Below are 14573 nucleotides of genomic sequence, written 5' to 3'. Positions count from 1 at the left end.
CGGGGCCGCTCAGTCCTTGCCGAATTCCTCGCCCAGTTCGGCGGCGCGCTGCTGGGCGGCGCGAATGGCGGCCTTGAACTTTGCCTTGACGTCGGCGCCCTCGAGCGACGTGAGGGCCGCATAGGTGGTTCCGCCCTTCGAGGTCACGCGCTCGCGCAGCACCGATGGCGGCTCCGTGGCGCTGTGCGCCAGCGCCGAAGCGCCGGTGAAGGTGCCGACCGCCAGCCGTAGCGCCTGGTCGGACGAAAGGCCCATCTCGACGCCGGCCTCGACCATCGCCTCGATGAAATAGAACACATAGGCAGGGCCCGAGCCGGACATGGCGGTGACCGCGTTCAGCGCGGCTTCGTCGTCGACCCAGAGCAGCTCGCCGGTGGGCGCCAACAATTGCGCGACCAGTGCGCGGTCGGCAGCGTCCACGCCGGGCCGCGCGTAGAGACCGGTCATGCCTTGGCCAACCAGCGCCGGCGTATTGGGCATGGCGCGCACCACGCGCTCGCTGCCGAGCCAGCGTGCGATGCTGCCCGATGGAATGCCTGCCGCAACGCTCAAGTGCAAGGCGTCTGCGGCAAAGGCGCGCACCGGACGGGCGGCTTCCGCAAAGGTCTGCGGCTTGACCGCCCACACCACCACCGCGCAGCGCGAGAGGGCCTCGCTCGCCTCGGCCTTCGCGGCGATGCCGAAGGACTGCGCCAGCTTCTGGCGGGCTTCTTCGAAGGGTTCGACTATGTCGAACGCGTCGGCGGGCGTGCCCTGCTTGATGAGGCCGCCGATGATGGCGCTGGCCATGTTGCCGCCGCCGATGAAGGCAACGGGAGGAAGCGGTGCCGGCGCGGTGCGGGGCAGGAAAGTGACTGCGATGGTCATGGTCGGTCGGTGTATTCGAATGCCGCGAACTGGGTTGTCTGCAGCGGGTTGAAATTGTCGTCGCTCACCACGACCAGCATGCGCTTGCCGTCCGGCATTGCCGGGCCCCAGCAAAGGCCTTCGGTGTTGTCCAGGCGCGAAAGGCCAAGCGAGGCGAAGTCGGCAACCAGCGTTTTCGCGGCCGGCCGGTGGTTGCCCGCTGCGAGCACGCCGGTATTCAGCACATCGGTCGCGTCGCGGGTTTCGATCTCGTAAAGGCGCAGCGAGTTTCCGGCGCCGGTGGCGTAGGCGCGCTCGAGCACCAGCATGCGGTCGCTGTCGAGCATCAGGATCTCGCTGATGCCATTGTCGGCATGGCTTCCGGGAAGGAGCGGTTGCAGCGGAATCGGGTCGGGAATGTAGGCGATCTGGCGAACGGCTCGGCCGGTTTCCAGGTCGACCAGGGTCAGGCGGCAGGGGCCCCCGGCCGCGTGGGTGGTGGGAACCGGGCCATCCTGGATCAGCGCGTTCTCCATCGCGAGCCAGGCATGGCGGCCGTCCGGAGTGACTGCGAGGCCCTCGAAACCCAGGTTGTCGCGCGGACCTCGCTGCCGGGCCGGATCGGGGGTGAACATGGCCGGGAGCGCGAATTCGCGCAGCAGGCGGCCATCGCGGGCCGATTCGTAAAAGCTTGGCCCGAATCCGCGCAACACGTCCCCTTCGCTCACCCAGAGGAGGGTGCCGGTCCCTGGCCGCAGGCGCAGCGATTCAGGGTCTGCCACCGGGGTGCCCGGCTTGGTGCGACGCCGGTCGGGCCACGGGCCGCCGCCGGGTCGTTGCAGCTGCACCACATCTCCCGGCGCTGGTGCTTGCGTCCAGGGTGCGGGCCAGGAAGCGGTGTAGAAACGTGCAGGGCTCAAGTCAGATCGGTCGTCGCAAAGGAGCAAGTACTCGCTTCTATTTGCGTCGTAGTCGATGCCGGAAAGGCCGCCCGCGGTCGTGCCCTGTATATTCAGCCGGTGCGGCCAGTGGGCTTCCGCGATGCGGCGCAGCCGCCCCGCCCCTGGCAGCGGCACCACCGGACTCCCGCAGCCACCCAGTCCCGAACCTATAAAGGCGGCGGCTACGCCACCCAGCAGCAGTCGGCGACGTCCGGGCGACGTGGATTCCTGAGGGTCTGGAATAAAGGTGCGCACGCCGCCAAGTCTAGTTCCAGCGCATTTCCGGCCAGAAGGCAGTTGACACCTTTTTGCCCGCGTGCCACAATCGCTGGCTTCGCTTCAAAAAGGCGGAGCTTTCAGCCCAAAGCGGAAGTGCCTCGAGTGGTTCGAGGTGCAGACGACGGGCCCAAGACTGACCGCAGCGTCTCCCTCCTGGAGGCGCATCGGTACAAGTTGGGAACTACTAGCAATGATCCAAACTGAATCCCGGCTCGAAGTGGCCGACAACACAGGCGCGAAGTCCGTCCTGTGTATCAAGGTGCTCGGTGGCTCCAAGCGGCGTTATGCCAGCGTGGGCGACGTCATCAAGGTCAGCATCAAGGAAGCCGCTCCGCGTGGTCGCGTCAAGAAGGGCGAGATCTACAGTGCAGTGGTGGTCCGCACCGCCAAGGGCATCCGTCGCGCCGACGGTTCCCTCGTCAAATTCGATGGCAACGCAGCTGTGTTGCTCAACGCCAAGCTGGAGCCGATCGGCACCCGCATCTTCGGACCGGTGACGCGCGAGCTGCGCACCGAAAAGTTCATGAAGATCGTGTCGCTGGCCCCCGAAGTTCTGTAAGGACAACAACGCCATGAACAAGATTCGCAAAGGCGACCAGGTCATCGTGTTGGCCGGGCGCGACAAAGGCAAGCGCGGCGTCGTCTCGCTGCGCAAGGACGATTCGCACCTCGTCGTCGAGGGTGTGAACATCGTCAAGAAGCACGCCAAGCCGAACCCCCTCAAGGGTACGACCGGCGGCATCGTCGAGAAGACCATGCCCATCCACCAATCCAACGTGGCGATCTTCAATGCCGCGACCGGCAAGGCCGATCGCGTGGGCATCAAGATCACCCAGGGTGCTGACGGCAAGCGCGTGGCTGTTCGCGTCTTCAAGTCCAGCGGCGACGAAATCAAGTTCGCCTAAGAGGTACTCACATGGCACGTCTCCAACAACACTATCGCGAAAAGATCGCGAAAGACCTGACGGAAAAGTTCGGCTACAAGTCGCCGATGCAGGTCCCCCGCCTCACCAAGATCACCCTGAACATGGGTGTGGGTGAAGCTGTCGCCGACAAGAAGGTTCTCGACAACGCTGTCGCCGACCTGACCAAGATCGCCGGCCAGAAGCCCGTGGTCACCAAGTCGAAGAAGGCTATCGCCGGTTTCAAGATCCGCGAAAACCAGCCGATCGGCTGCATGGTCACGCTGCGTGGCGTGCAGATGTATGAGTTCCTGGATCGTTTTGTGACCGTCGCGCTGCCGCGTGTTCGCGACTTCCGCGGCATCTCCGGCCGTGCGTTCGACGGCCGTGGCAACTACAACATCGGCGTCAAGGAACAGATCATTTTCCCTGAGATCGAATACGACAAGGTCGATGCCCTGCGCGGTCTCAACATCAGCATCACGACGACGGCCAAGACCGACGAAGAAGCCAAGGCGCTTCTCGCTGGTTTCCGTTTCCCGTTCAAGAACTGAGGCGAACCGTGGCTAAACAATCTCTGATCCAACGCGAACTCAAGCGCGACAAGCTGGTCGCCAAGTACGCTGCGAAGCACGCGGAACTGAAGGCAATTTCCAACGACCTGAAGAAGAGCGACGAAGAGCGCGCTGCTGCCCGCCTGGGCCTGCAAAAGCTCCCGCGCAACGCGAACCCCACGCGCCAGCGCAACCGTTGCGAAATCACCGGTCGCCCCCGTGGCACCTTCCGTCAATTCGGTCTGGCCCGCGCCAAGATCCGCGAACTGGCTTTCAACGGCGACATCCCCGGTGTCACCAAGGCCAGCTGGTAAGCCAGGCAGGAGCAAACAACATGAGCATGAGTGATCCCATTGCCGACCTGCTGACGCGTATCCGTAACGCGCAGATGGTGGCGAAGCCCACTGTGTCGGTCCCGTCTTCCAAGGTGAAGATCGCGATCTCGCAAGTCCTGAAGGACGAGGGCTATATCGACGGTTTCCAGGTTAAGACCGAAGACGGCAAGACTGAACTCGTCATTACCCTGAAGTACTACGCTGGCCGCCCGGTCATCGAGCGCATCGAGCGCGTGAGCCGTCCCGGCCTGCGCGTCTACAAGGCCAGTACTTCCATTCCGCAAGTCCAGAACGGCCTCGGTGTTGCGATCGTCACGACCCCCAAGGGCGTGATGACCGACCGCAAGGCGCGCGCTACCGGTGTCGGTGGCGAAGTGCTGTGCTACGTCGCCTAACCGAGACATCGAGGAGTAACTGAAATGTCCCGAGTAGGAAAAATGCCGATCACCATCCCCGCAGGCGTGGATGTGTCGATCAAGGAAGACCAGATCAGCGTCAAGGGCACGGGCGGCACGCTCAACCTCGCACGCAACGCACTGGTCAAGATCGTCAGCAATGACGGCAAGCTGAACTTCGAACCCGCCAACGAGTCGCGTGAAGCGAATGCGATGAGTGGCACGATCCGTCAGCTGGTGAACAACATGGTGGTTGGCGTGACCAAGGGCTTTGAGAAGAAGCTCAACCTGGTCGGCGTCGGCTACAAGGCCGCAGCGTCCAACAACAAGTTGAACCTGCAAGTCGGTTATTCGCACCCGGTCAACATCGACATGCCGCAAGGCATCACGGTGGCCACCGCGACCCCGACCGAAATCGTGATCAAGGGTGCTGACCGTCAGCGCGTTGGTCAAATCGCCGCTGAGATCCGCGCTGTTCGTCCGCCTGAGCCTTACAAGGGCAAGGGTATCCGTTATTCGGACGAGAAGATCGTGATCAAAGAGACCAAGAAGAAGTAAGGGGCAGCAAAATGATGTTGACCAAAAAAGCACAGCGTCTTCGCCGCTCGCGCCAGACCCGCATCCGCATCGCGACGCAGGGCGTGGCTCGCCTGACGGTGAACCGCACCAACCTGCACATCTATGCCACCGTCATCTCCGACGACGGCACCAAGGTGATCGCCACCGCATCGACGGCCGAAGCCGAAGTGCGCGCTGCACTCGGCGGCTCGGGCAAGGGCGGCAATGCCGCCGCTGCAACGGCCATCGGCAAGCGCATCGCTGAAAAGGCGAAGGCTGCCGGCGTCGAGAAGGTCGCTTTCGACCGCGCAGGTTTCGCATACCACGGCCGCGTCAAGGCGCTTGCCGAGGCGGCCCGCGAAGCCGGTCTGCAGTTCTAACCGGACACGAGATTCAAAATGGCAAAGATTCAAGCAAGAACGCAGAACGAAGGCCCTGAAGACGGTTTGCGCGAGAAGATGATCGCGATCAACCGCGTCACCAAGGTGGTGAAGGGTGGTCGTATCCTCGGTTTCGCAGCACTCACCGTCGTGGGCGACGGCGAAGGCCGCGTCGGCATGGGCAAGGGCAAGTCGAAGGAAGTGCCTGCTGCCGTGCAAAAGGCGATGGAAGAAGCCCGTCGCAACCTGGCCAAGATCTCGATCAAGAACGGCACGCTGCATCACCGCGTGACGGGTCATCACGGCGCCGCTTCGGTCGTCATGATCCCCGCCCCGAAGGGTACCGGCATCATCGCCGGCGGCCCGATGCGCGCCGTGTTCGAAGTCATGGGCATTACCGACATCGTGGCCAAGAGCCATGGTTCGTCGAACCCCTACAACATGGTTCGCGCCACGCTCGACGGGTTGAAGAACTCGACGACCGCGTCCGAAGTGGCTGCCAAGCGTGGCCTGACCGTCGAAGAAATCTTCGCCTGAGCGCAAGCTCTCGCAAGGCTGAAGGAAGCATTCAAATGACGACGCAACAACAAACCCTCAAGGTGCAATTGGTCAAGAGCCCGATTGGCACCAAGGAATCGCATCGCGCGACCGTGCGTGGCCTCGGCCTGCGCAAGCTCAACAGCGTGAGCGAGCTGCAAGACACCCCGGCGGTGCGCGGCATGATCAACAAGATCAGTTATCTGGTCAAAGTTCTGTAAGAGAGACTGATATGGAACTCAATGGCATCAAGCCGGCAGCCGGCGCCAAGCACGCCAAGCGCCGTGTTGGCCGCGGTATCGGCTCCGGTATCGGCAAGACCGCAGGTCGCGGTCACAAGGGTCAGAAGTCGCGCGCAGGCGGTTTCCACAAGGTCGGCTTCGAAGGCGGTCAAATGCCGCTGCAGCGTCGCCTGCCGAAGCGTGGCTTCAAGTCGCACCTGCTGAAGTTCAACGCCGAAGTCACGCTGACTGCCCTCGAGCAGCTCGGCCTGGCCGAAGTCGACATCCTGGCGCTCAAGCAAGCCGGCCTCGTGGGCCAGCTCGCCAAGGTCGTCAAGGTCGTCAAGACCGGTGAACTCACCAAGGCCGTCAAGCTGACGGGCGTGGGCGCAACCGCTGGTGCCAAGGCTGCGATCGAAGCAGCCGGCGGCAGCATCGCCTGATCACCCTGGACTGAAAGAAGTTCTTCGTGGCAACTAACGCGGCAACGATCGCAAAAACAGGCAAGTTCGGCGACCTCCGTCGTCGGCTCGTCTTTTTGCTGCTCGCGCTCGTGGTCTATCGGATCGGCGCGCACATTCCTGTGCCGGGCATCAACCCGGACCAGCTGGCTGCGTTGTTCCAGGGCCAGCAGGGCGGCATTCTGAGCCTGTTCAACATGTTCTCGGGCGGGGCGCTGTCGCGCTTCACCGTGTTCGCGTTGGGGATCATGCCGTACATCTCGGCGTCGATCATCATGCAGTTGATGACCTACGTGGTTCCTACCTTCGAGCAATTGAAGAAGGAAGGCGAGGCTGGCCGTCGCAAGATCACGCAGTACACGCGCTATGGCGCACTCGGCCTGGCCTTGTTCCAGTCGTTCAGCATTGCAGTGGCCCTCGAGTCGTCGGCCGGCCTGGTGAACTCCCCCGGTTTCGGCTTCCGCCTGACCGCAATGGTGAGCCTGACGGCGGGTTCGATGTTCCTGATGTGGCTCGGCGAGCAGATCACTGAGCGCGGGCTGGGCAACGGTATCTCGATCCTGATCTTTGCAGGTATCGCCGCCGGTCTGCCGAGCGCCATTGGCGGCCTCGCTTCGCTGGTGACGACCGGTGCGATGAACCCGATCATCGCGCTCTTCATCATCGCGATCGTGGTGCTGGTCACCTACTTCGTGGTGTTCGTCGAACGCGGCCAGCGCAAGATCCTCGTGAACTATGCGCGGCGCCAGGTCGGCAACAAGGTCTATGGCGGCCAGTCGTCGCACCTGCCCTTGAAGCTGAACATGGCCGGTGTGATTCCGCCGATCTTCGCCTCGTCGATCATCCTGCTGCCCGCAACGGTGGTCGGCTGGTTCAGCACCGGTGAAGGCGGTTTCCGCTGGATCAAGGACGTTGCCAGTGCATTGCGCCCGGGCGAGCCGATCTACGTGCTGCTGTACGCTGCCGCGATCGTTTTCTTCTGCTTCTTCTACACGGCACTCGTGTTCAACAGCAAGGAAACGGCCGACAACCTGAAGAAGAGTGGTGCTTTCATTCCTGGCATTCGCCCGGGTGACCAGACCGCTCGCTATATCGACAAGATTCTGGTTCGCCTGACGTTGGCCGGCGCGGTGTACATCACCTTCGTCTGCCTGCTGCCCGAGTTCCTGATCCTGAAGTACAACGTACCGTTCTACTTCGGTGGTACCTCCCTGCTGATCATCGTGGTCGTCACGATGGACTTCATGGCCCAGGTGCAAAACTACATGATGTCCCAGCAGTACGAATCGCTGCTGAAGAAGGCCAACTTCAAGACATCGTAGGGCCGTGAGTTTCAGTATTGAATATTGGGTGTGGGCGGTGTACCGCCACGTTAAACAGTTTTAGGAGAATGAAATGAGAGTTTCGGCTTCGGTCAAAACCATCTGCCGTAATTGCAAGGTCATCCGCCGTAAAGGTGTGGTGCGTGTGATTTGCACCGACCCGCGCCACAAGCAGCGCCAGGGTTGATTGAAGAGTATTAGAGGACGCACATGGCACGTATTGCTGGCATCAACATTCCGCCGCACAAGCACGCTGAAATCGGCCTGACCGCCATCTTCGGCATCGGTCGCACGCGCGCCCGTCAAATCTGCGAAGCGAGCGGCATCGAATATTCGAAGAAGATCAAGGACCTGACTGACGCCGATCTTGAAAAGATCCGCGATCAGATCGCCTTGTTCACCATCGAAGGCGATCTGCGTCGCGAGACCACGATGAACATCAAGCGTTTGATGGACATCGGCTGCTATCGCGGCTTCCGTCACCGTCGCGGCCTGCCGATGCGCGGCCAGCGCACGCGCACCAATGCCCGCACCCGCAAGGGTCCGCGCAAGGCTGCGCAGTCCCTGAAGAAATAAGGATAGACCAGCATGGCTAAAGCACCTGCAAACAACGCCGCACAGCGCGTTCGCAAGAAGGTTCGCAAGAACGTTGCGGACGGTATCGCCCACGTGCATGCCTCGTTCAACAACACCATCATCACGATCACCGATCGCCAGGGCAACGCCCTGTCGTGGGCTTCGTCGGGTGGCCAGGGCTTCAAGGGCTCGCGCAAGTCGACGCCGTTCGCTGCGCAGGTGGCTTCCGAAGTGGCCGGCCGTGCTGCTGTCGAACAAGGTATCAAGAACCTCGACGTCGAGATCAAGGGCCCTGGCCCCGGTCGCGAATCGTCGGTGCGCGCACTGGCTGCGCTCGGCATCCGGATCAATTCCATTGCCGACGTGACGCCCGTTCCGCACAACGGCTGCCGTCCCCAGAAGCGTCGCCGCATCTGATCGTCAGTCCGCAAGGCGCAGCCGGCTCTTGAGCGGCTGCGCATTTGTTTTTTAACTAAGCCCACCGCCATCCGCGTTTTCGCCGATGGCTCCCGCAGGCAACTGCGGCAGATGACACAAAGGAAACCACGTGGCACGCTACCTCGGCCCCAAGGCCAAACTTTCCCGCCGCGAAGGCACCGACCTGTTCCTGAAGAGCGCCCGTCGCTCCATCCAGGACAAGGCCAAGTTCGACTCCAAGCCCGGCCAGCATGGCCGCACCTCGGGTCAGCGCACCTCGGACTACGGTCTGCAACTGCGTGAAAAGCAGAAGGTCAAGCGCATGTACGGCGTGCTCGAGAAGCAGTTCCGCCGTTACTTCGAGGAAGCCGACCGTCGCCGTGGCAACACCGGCGCCAACCTGCTGTTCATCCTCGAGTCGCGCCTGGACAATGTGGTTTACCGCATGGGCTTCGGCTCGACGCGCGCCGAAGCACGCCAGCTCGTGTCGCACAAGGCGATCACGGTGAACGGCCAATCGGTCAACATCCCGTCGTACCTGGTCAAGACCGGCGACGTGATCGCCGTGCGCGACAAGTCGAAGAAGCAGACCCGCATTGCCGAAGCGCTCCAGCTCGCCCAGCAAGTCGGTATTCCGGCCTGGGTCGAAGTGAACGCCGACAAGGCCGAAGGTACCTTCAAGAAGGTGCCCGATCGCGACGAATTCGCAGCCGACATCAACGAATCGCTGATCGTCGAACTGTACTCGCGCTAAACAGACGACAACGGGCCGCCCTTCGCGGCCCGAATTTGATTTTTTTGTTCCCATCGGGAGGCACTTCCGATGGGTGCTTCACCAGCCTTACCGGTGTAACGAGCCGGGGGTATTGAGAGGAAGTCTGCATGCAAACCACCCTGCTGAAACCCAAGACCATTCAGGTCGAGCAACTTGCCGCCAACAAGGCCAAGGTCACGCTCGAACCTTTCGAGCGCGGCTACGGCCACACGCTCGGCAACGCGCTGCGTCGCGTTCTGCTGTCGTCGATGGTCGGTTATTCGGCCACTGAAGTCACGATCGCCGGTGTTCTGCATGAGTACTCGTCGATCGACGGCGTGCAGGAAGATGTCGTCAACATCCTGCTGAATCTCAAGGGCGTGGTGTTCAAGCTCCACAACCGCGACGAAGTCACGTTGAGCCTGCGCAAGGACGGCGAAGGCCCGGTCCTGGCATCCGACATCCAGACCCCGCACGACGTCGAGATCATCAACCCCGATCACGTGATCGCGCACCTGTCGCAAGGCGGCAAGCTCGACATGCAGATCAAGGTTGAAAAGGGTCGCGGCTACGTGCCCGGCACGATGCGCCGCTATGCCGACGAGCCGACCAAGTCGATTGGCCGCATCGTTCTGGACGCTTCGTTCTCGCCCGTGAAGCGCGTGAGCTACACCGTCGAAAGCGCTCGTGTCGAGCAGCGTACCGACCTGGACAAGCTGCTGGTCGAGATCGAAACCAACGGTGCGATCACCGCCGAAGACGCGGTGCGCGCCTCGGCTAAAATCCTGGTCGAGCAACTGGCCGTGTTTGCACAACTCGAAGGCGGCGAACTGGCTGCATTCGATGCACCGGCACCGCGCAGCGCACAGCAATTCGATCCGATCCTGCTGCGCCCTGTCGACGAGCTCGAACTCACCGTGCGTTCGGCCAACTGCCTGAAGGCCGAAAACATCTACTACATCGGTGACCTGATCCAGCGTACCGAGAACGAGCTGCTCAAGACCCCGAACCTGGGTCGCAAGTCGCTCAACGAAATCAAGGAAGTGCTTGCCTCGCGCGGCCTGACCTTGGGTATGAAGCTTGAAAGCTGGCCGCCGGCCGGCCTCGACAAGCGTTGATTTTTGAATTGAGCCCATGAGGGCTCGTGCCCGGGCAGTACCTGATACGGCTGCCTGTTTAATAAAGTAAAGGAAAAGCACCATGCGTCACGGACACGGACTCCGCAAACTCAACCGCACCAGCTCGCACCGCCTTGCGATGCTGCAGAACATGATGAATTCGCTCATCGAGCACGAAGTCATCAAGACCACGGTCCCCAAGGCCAAGGAACTGCGCCGCGTCATCGAACCGATGATCACGCTCGCCAAGAAGCCTACGCTTGCCAACAAGCGCCTGGCGTTCGACCGCCTGCGCAGCCGCGACAGCGTCGTCAAGCTGTTCGGCGAACTCGGCCCCCGCTTCGCAGCGCGTCCGGGCGGCTACACCCGCATCCTGAAGATGGGTTTCCGCGTTGGCGACAATGCACCCATGGCTCTGGTCGAACTGGTCGACCGTCCTGAAATTAAAGAAGAAGCCGCCGAGCAAGGCGCTGCTGAATAAGGTATAATTCCATCTTGCCGCGCGATGGAGCAGCCTGGTAGCTCGTTGGGCTCATAACCCAAAGGTCGCAAGTTCAAATCTTGCTCGCGCAACCAATTTAAAAGGCCCTTTGAATTTCAAAGGGCCTTTTTTCTTTGGTCGATGGATCCAAATAAAAAGCCCTCTTCGCGAGGGCTTTTTGTTGCTCCGCGCCACCCAATGAAATTCAGGCGGGAGTCTCAGCCAGAAGCGCGCGAGCGCAGAGCAGAGGGTGCGTGTGCCCGCCTCGAGCCGCGGTCAGTCGGGAATGACCGCCGTCACCTCGATCTCGACCTTGGCACGGTGCTCGACCAGCGCCGCCACCTGAACGCAAGTCATGGCCGGAAAGTTGCGCCCCATCGCTTCGCGGTACACAGGGCCGAGTTCGGCGAGCCGACGGCTGTACTCGTCGCGGTCCGTCACGTACCAGGTCATGCGCACCATGTGCTCGGGGCCGGCGCCGGCTTCCCGCAGCACTTCGGCAATGTTGCGCAGCGCCAGGCCGCATTGGTCGATGAAGTCGTCCGACTCGAACTGCTGCTGCGCATTCCAGCCGATCTGTCCGCCGACGAACACCATGGTGCCGCGTGCGGCGACGCCATTCGCATAGCCTTTAGGAGGCAGCCAGCCCGGTGGCTGCAAGAGTTTGTTCATCATGTTGTGCTGTTGAGTTGTCTCAGTTTGAATCGCTGGAGCTTGCCGGTCTCGGTGCGCGGAAGCACCGTCACAAACTCGATCTCCCGCGGGTATTTGAACGGCGCGATGCTGGCCTTCACGTGGTCCTGCAGCGCCTTGACGAGTGCGTCATCGCCTTCGTGGCCGGGCTTCAGCACGCAGAAGGCTTTGACAATCATGCCGCGGTCGGGATCAGGCTTGCCGATCACGCCGCACTCGGCCACAGCCGGGTGCTTGAGCAGCGCATCTTCCACCTCCGGGCCACCGACGTTATAGCCAGCCGTGATGATCATGTCGTCGGCGCGCGCCTGGTAGAAGAAGTAGCCGTCGTCGTCCTGCACGAACGAATCGCCGGGGTAGTTCCAGCCGTTCTTCACGTAGTCGGCCTGGCGCGGATCGTCCAGGTAGCGGCAGCCCACCGGCCCCTGCAGCGCCAGCTTGCCGACCGTGCCGCGCGGTACTTCGTTGCCTTCGTCGTCCACCACCTTTGCGGTGAAACCAGGCACTATCTTGCCGACCGCACCGCGGCGCACCTGATCGCCCGCGGCGGAAATGTAGATGTGGAACACCTCGGTGCCGCCGATGCCGTCGAGCATCTCGATGCCCGTGGCTTCCTTCCACAGCTGCCGGGTTGCGTCGGGCAGCGCCTCGCCCGCGCTCACGCAGATGCGCAGGCTCGGCGCGCCATGCTGGCGAACGAAGGGCGCCATCTGGCGATAGAAGGTGGGCGCGGTATAGCAGATGGTCGCGCCGACCTCGTTGATGAGCTTCACGAGCCCTTCGGGCGTGAATGGTGCATCGGCAAAGTACACCGATGCACCGGCCCACATCGGAAACACCAGCAGCCCACCAAGTCCGAAGGTAAAGGCCAGCGGCGGCGAGCCGATCACGATGTCGTCGCTTCGCGCCTGCAGCACGTGGCGCGGCCATGTCTCGCACATTGCGAGCACGTCGCGGTGCGTGGTGACCGGTGCCTTGGGCTTGCCGGTGGTGCCCGATGTGAAGGCAAGCAACGCAATGTCGTCAGACGCCGTGGGGCACGCGGCGAACACACCGCTCTTGCCCGCCGCACGTGCAGACAGCGAATCGGGCGCATCGGGCTTGTTGAAGGCAATCACCGATGCGAGCACCGGATGCTCCCGCTGCGCAATCGAGAGTTCGTCGAGCAGCCGGCCGTCGCACAGCGCCGCCACCGGCTGCGCCTTCTCGATGATGTCGCCCAGCTCCTTGGCGCGCAGCAGTGGCATGGTGGCCACTGCAATCAGGCCGGCCTTGACCACCGCGAGCCACGCCAGCGCCATGGCCACCGAATTGCCGCCGCGCAGCAGCACCCGGTTCCCCGGCACGAGCGCTAGATCTTCGGTGAGCACCTGCGCGATACGGTTGACCTCGACGGCCGCCTGCGAATAGGTCAGCGTGCCGGTCGGCGAACGCAGCATCGGCTTGTCGCCGAACCCCTTGGCGGGCGCCTTGTCCAGAAGCTCTTCGACCAGGTTCAGCTGATCGGGCAGCTGCAGCTCCGGGAGGTCGTAGCGGAAGACCGGCAACTGCTCGGCGGGCGGCAGGCGGTCGTGAACGAAGCGGTCGACTTGGGCAGACACGGTATTTATCCCCGCAGAACGGATTTGCCAATGATCAGTTGTTGAACCTCCGTCGCGCCTTCGTAGATGCGCAGCGAGCGGATGTCGCGGTAGAGGCTTTCAATCTTCGTGCCAACCTTCACGCCAAGGCCGCCGTGCATCTGCAGTGCCATGTCGATCACGCGGCTCGCGTTCTCGGTGGCGCACATCTTGGCCATGGCCGCCGCAGCGGACACATCGCCCACCGCGGCTGCACCGCGTTGCTCGGCGTCGTCGCGCATCCATGCGGCGCGATAGGTGAGCAATGCGGCGCTGTCGATCAATGCGGCCATCTCGCCCAGCTTGGCTTGCGTGAGCTGGAAGTCGGCGAGCGTCTGCCCGAACATGCGGCGGCTCTTTGCATGCGCAATGGCTTCGGCGAGTGCGCGGCGTCCCATGCCGAGCGCGGCGGCCGCCACTGAAGCGCGAAAGATGTCGAGCGTGCGCATTGCCAGCTTGAAGCCGCCGTTGAGCTCACCCAGCTGAGCCGTCCGCGGCACAACACAATTGTCGAAGCGCAGGGTAGCCAGCGGATGCGGCGCCATCACGTCGATGTGCTCCGAGGTGTCGAGCCCGGGTGTCTTCGCATCGACGATGAACACCGTGATGCCGCGCGTACCCCCGGTCGGGTCAGTCTTTGCGAACACGCAATAGAAGTCGGCGATGCCGCCATTGCTGATCCAGGTCTTCGCGCCGTTCAGTCGCCAGCCTTCGGCGGTGGCTTCGGCGCGCATCGCCATCGCGGCCACGTCCGACCCCGCATCGGGTTCGCTCAGCGCAAAGGCCGCGATCTTCTCGCCCCTGCCCACAGCCGTGAGGTACTGCGACTGCTGCTCGGGCGTACCTGCGAGCGTGATCGCACCGCTGCCCAGCCCCTGCATCGCGAACGCGAAGTCGGCCAGCGGCGAGTGGTAGCCCAGTGTTTCGCGCAGCAGTACCAGCGCGCGCGAATCGAGGCGCTCGAGCGCACCCCCCGCACTGCCGGGCACCGCATAGCGCAGCCAGCCGCCGTCGCCGAGCCGGCGCACCCATTCGCGGCACGCTGCGCGGTCGTCACGCTCATCGATCTCCTGCGCTGCGCACCAGGGCAGCAGTTCGCGCGCGAGCGAGCGATGGGCTTCGTCGAAGAAAGGCAGCGCGAGGTGCGCCGTCGAAGGTGGGGCGGGGATCTTCGTCATCATGGC

Annotated in this window: 22 protein-coding genes and 1 tRNA gene; 18 read left to right on the top strand and 5 right to left on the bottom strand. The window is 62.7% G+C overall.

Translation table 11 applies throughout. The annotated features are described in order from the left end of the window. Positions 1–9: 9 nt before the first annotated feature. Both proC and GOQ09_RS24865 read right to left on the bottom strand, forming a co-directional pair. The gene (proC, locus tag GOQ09_RS24870) at positions 10–867 is read right to left on the bottom strand and encodes a pyrroline-5-carboxylate reductase (RefSeq protein ID WP_157616319.1); all 858 of its coding nucleotides are present in this window, start codon (positions 865–867) and stop codon (positions 10–12) included. After that, a complete protein-coding gene (locus GOQ09_RS24865; protein ID WP_157616318.1) occupies positions 864–2042 on the bottom strand; it encodes an esterase-like activity of phytase family protein in 1179 nt (392 codons plus the stop codon). The genes proC and GOQ09_RS24865 overlap by 4 nt, the downstream gene beginning before the upstream one ends. Before the next feature lie 214 nt (positions 2043–2256). On the opposite strand from GOQ09_RS24865, the gene rplN reads away from it, so the two are divergent. From rplN to GOQ09_RS24775, 18 genes are all read left to right on the top strand, one after another. Then, positions 2257–2625, top strand: coding sequence for a 50S ribosomal protein L14 (gene rplN / locus GOQ09_RS24860; protein ID WP_009124801.1), 369 nt, complete (start codon positions 2257–2259; stop codon positions 2623–2625). 13 nt (positions 2626–2638) lie between these two features. Beyond that, positions 2639–2971 (top strand): 50S ribosomal protein L24, encoded by a 333-nt coding sequence (gene rplX, locus GOQ09_RS24855; protein WP_126748524.1) that lies wholly within the window; start codon positions 2639–2641, stop codon positions 2969–2971. Positions 2972–2982: 11 nt separating this feature from the next. Next, complete coding sequence (rplE, locus tag GOQ09_RS24850) at positions 2983–3522, top strand: 50S ribosomal protein L5 (RefSeq protein ID WP_068674580.1); 540 nt, start codon at positions 2983–2985, stop codon at positions 3520–3522. Positions 3523–3530: 8 nt separating this feature from the next. Beyond that, positions 3531–3836, top strand: a complete 306-nt coding sequence (gene rpsN, locus GOQ09_RS24845) for a 30S ribosomal protein S14 (RefSeq protein ID WP_015867798.1) — start codon at positions 3531–3533, stop codon at positions 3834–3836. Between the two features lie 20 nt (positions 3837–3856). Continuing rightward, complete coding sequence (gene rpsH, locus GOQ09_RS24840) at positions 3857–4252, top strand: 30S ribosomal protein S8 (protein WP_157616317.1); 396 nt, start codon at positions 3857–3859, stop codon at positions 4250–4252. 24 nt (positions 4253–4276) lie between these two features. Next, a complete protein-coding gene (gene rplF / locus GOQ09_RS24835; protein ID WP_009124809.1) occupies positions 4277–4810 on the top strand; it encodes a 50S ribosomal protein L6 in 534 nt (177 codons plus the stop codon). Positions 4811–4824: 14 nt separating this feature from the next. Then, positions 4825–5190: a 50S ribosomal protein L18 gene (gene rplR / locus GOQ09_RS24830; RefSeq protein ID WP_157616839.1), complete on the top strand. Its 366-nt coding sequence runs from the start codon at positions 4825–4827 to the stop codon at positions 5188–5190. An 18-nt stretch (positions 5191–5208) separates the two neighbouring features. Next, positions 5209–5727 (top strand): 30S ribosomal protein S5, encoded by a 519-nt coding sequence (gene rpsE / locus GOQ09_RS24825; protein WP_042577478.1) that lies wholly within the window; start codon positions 5209–5211, stop codon positions 5725–5727. A 35-nt stretch (positions 5728–5762) separates the two neighbouring features. Then, positions 5763–5948, top strand: coding sequence for a 50S ribosomal protein L30 (gene rpmD, locus GOQ09_RS24820; protein ID WP_009124818.1), 186 nt, complete (start codon positions 5763–5765; stop codon positions 5946–5948). An 11-nt stretch (positions 5949–5959) separates the two neighbouring features. Next, positions 5960–6391 carry a 50S ribosomal protein L15 gene (rplO, locus tag GOQ09_RS24815; RefSeq protein ID WP_126748522.1) on the top strand — a complete coding sequence of 144 codons (432 nt, stop codon included), beginning with the start codon at positions 5960–5962 and terminating at the stop codon, positions 6389–6391. Positions 6392–6417: 26 nt separating this feature from the next. After that, positions 6418–7731 carry a preprotein translocase subunit SecY gene (gene secY, locus GOQ09_RS24810; protein ID WP_157616316.1) on the top strand — a complete coding sequence of 438 codons (1314 nt, stop codon included), beginning with the start codon at positions 6418–6420 and terminating at the stop codon, positions 7729–7731. A gap of 73 nt (positions 7732–7804) precedes the next feature. Beyond that, positions 7805–7918 (top strand): 50S ribosomal protein L36, encoded by a 114-nt coding sequence (gene rpmJ, locus GOQ09_RS24805; protein ID WP_013544106.1) that lies wholly within the window; start codon positions 7805–7807, stop codon positions 7916–7918. 23 nt (positions 7919–7941) lie between these two features. After that, a complete protein-coding gene (gene rpsM / locus GOQ09_RS24800; RefSeq protein WP_013544105.1) occupies positions 7942–8307 on the top strand; it encodes a 30S ribosomal protein S13 in 366 nt (121 codons plus the stop codon). A gap of 12 nt (positions 8308–8319) precedes the next feature. Then, positions 8320–8724 (top strand): 30S ribosomal protein S11, encoded by a 405-nt coding sequence (rpsK, locus tag GOQ09_RS24795; RefSeq protein ID WP_009124825.1) that lies wholly within the window; start codon positions 8320–8322, stop codon positions 8722–8724. Between the two features lie 130 nt (positions 8725–8854). Further along, the gene (gene rpsD / locus GOQ09_RS24790; protein WP_013544104.1) at positions 8855–9478 is read left to right on the top strand and encodes a 30S ribosomal protein S4; all 624 of its coding nucleotides are present in this window, start codon (positions 8855–8857) and stop codon (positions 9476–9478) included. Positions 9479–9606: 128 nt separating this feature from the next. Further along, positions 9607–10596: a DNA-directed RNA polymerase subunit alpha gene (locus GOQ09_RS24785; protein ID WP_009124827.1), complete on the top strand. Its 990-nt coding sequence runs from the start codon at positions 9607–9609 to the stop codon at positions 10594–10596. 82 nt (positions 10597–10678) lie between these two features. Continuing rightward, on the top strand, positions 10679–11077 hold the full coding sequence (gene rplQ / locus GOQ09_RS24780) for a 50S ribosomal protein L17 (protein WP_028258418.1): 399 nt from the start codon (positions 10679–10681) through the stop codon (positions 11075–11077). A gap of 18 nt (positions 11078–11095) precedes the next feature. Beyond that, positions 11096–11172, top strand: a tRNA-Met gene (locus GOQ09_RS24775). 181 nt (positions 11173–11353) lie between these two features. Here GOQ09_RS24775 and GOQ09_RS24770 read toward each other — a convergent pair. Genes GOQ09_RS24770 through GOQ09_RS24760 form a run of 3 tightly spaced genes read right to left on the bottom strand, consistent with a single transcriptional unit; the run spans position 11354 to position 14570 of the window. Next, positions 11354–11752, bottom strand: a complete 399-nt coding sequence (locus GOQ09_RS24770) for a RidA family protein (RefSeq protein ID WP_126748520.1) — start codon at positions 11750–11752, stop codon at positions 11354–11356. Then, positions 11749–13371: an AMP-binding protein gene (locus tag GOQ09_RS24765; RefSeq protein WP_157616315.1), complete on the bottom strand. Its 1623-nt coding sequence runs from the start codon at positions 13369–13371 to the stop codon at positions 11749–11751. Before GOQ09_RS24765 ends, GOQ09_RS24770 begins: the two co-directional genes overlap by 4 nt. A 5-nt stretch (positions 13372–13376) precedes the next feature. After that, on the bottom strand, positions 13377–14570 hold the full coding sequence (locus GOQ09_RS24760) for an acyl-CoA dehydrogenase family protein (RefSeq protein ID WP_157616314.1): 1194 nt from the start codon (positions 14568–14570) through the stop codon (positions 13377–13379). Positions 14571–14573: the final 3 nt, after the last annotated feature.

It is taken from the genome of Variovorax paradoxus, assembly GCF_009755665.1.
Lineage (GTDB): Bacteria > Pseudomonadota > Gammaproteobacteria > Burkholderiales > Burkholderiaceae_C > Variovorax > Variovorax paradoxus_G.
This window is presented reverse-complemented; position numbering and strand designations above follow the sequence as displayed.

What these genes read in the sequence shown, in the direction of transcription:
- proC (WP_157616319.1), bottom strand. Translation starts at nt 867, where the DNA reads ATGACCATCGCAGTCACTTTCCTGCCCCGCACCGCGCCGGCACCGCTT.
- rplN (WP_009124801.1), top strand. Translation starts at nt 2,257, where the DNA reads ATGATCCAAACTGAATCCCGGCTCGAAGTGGCCGACAACACAGGCGCG.
- rplX (WP_126748524.1), top strand. Translation starts at nt 2,639, where the DNA reads ATGAACAAGATTCGCAAAGGCGACCAGGTCATCGTGTTGGCCGGGCGC.
- rplE (WP_068674580.1), top strand. Translation starts at nt 2,983, where the DNA reads ATGGCACGTCTCCAACAACACTATCGCGAAAAGATCGCGAAAGACCTG.
- rpsH (WP_157616317.1), top strand. Translation starts at nt 3,857, where the DNA reads ATGAGCATGAGTGATCCCATTGCCGACCTGCTGACGCGTATCCGTAAC.
- rplF (WP_009124809.1), top strand. Translation starts at nt 4,277, where the DNA reads ATGTCCCGAGTAGGAAAAATGCCGATCACCATCCCCGCAGGCGTGGAT.
- rplR (WP_157616839.1), top strand. Translation starts at nt 4,825, where the DNA reads ATGTTGACCAAAAAAGCACAGCGTCTTCGCCGCTCGCGCCAGACCCGC.
- rpsE (WP_042577478.1), top strand. Translation starts at nt 5,209, where the DNA reads ATGGCAAAGATTCAAGCAAGAACGCAGAACGAAGGCCCTGAAGACGGT.
- rpmD (WP_009124818.1), top strand. Translation starts at nt 5,763, where the DNA reads ATGACGACGCAACAACAAACCCTCAAGGTGCAATTGGTCAAGAGCCCG.
- rplO (WP_126748522.1), top strand. Translation starts at nt 5,960, where the DNA reads ATGGAACTCAATGGCATCAAGCCGGCAGCCGGCGCCAAGCACGCCAAG.
- rpmJ (WP_013544106.1), top strand. Translation starts at nt 7,805, where the DNA reads ATGAGAGTTTCGGCTTCGGTCAAAACCATCTGCCGTAATTGCAAGGTC.
- rpsM (WP_013544105.1), top strand. Translation starts at nt 7,942, where the DNA reads ATGGCACGTATTGCTGGCATCAACATTCCGCCGCACAAGCACGCTGAA.
- rpsK (WP_009124825.1), top strand. Translation starts at nt 8,320, where the DNA reads ATGGCTAAAGCACCTGCAAACAACGCCGCACAGCGCGTTCGCAAGAAG.
- GOQ09_RS24785 (WP_009124827.1), top strand. Translation starts at nt 9,607, where the DNA reads ATGCAAACCACCCTGCTGAAACCCAAGACCATTCAGGTCGAGCAACTT.
- rplQ (WP_028258418.1), top strand. Translation starts at nt 10,679, where the DNA reads ATGCGTCACGGACACGGACTCCGCAAACTCAACCGCACCAGCTCGCAC.
- GOQ09_RS24770 (WP_126748520.1), bottom strand. Translation starts at nt 11,752, where the DNA reads ATGATGAACAAACTCTTGCAGCCACCGGGCTGGCTGCCTCCTAAAGGC.
- GOQ09_RS24760 (WP_157616314.1), bottom strand. Translation starts at nt 14,570, where the DNA reads ATGATGACGAAGATCCCCGCCCCACCTTCGACGGCGCACCTCGCGCTG.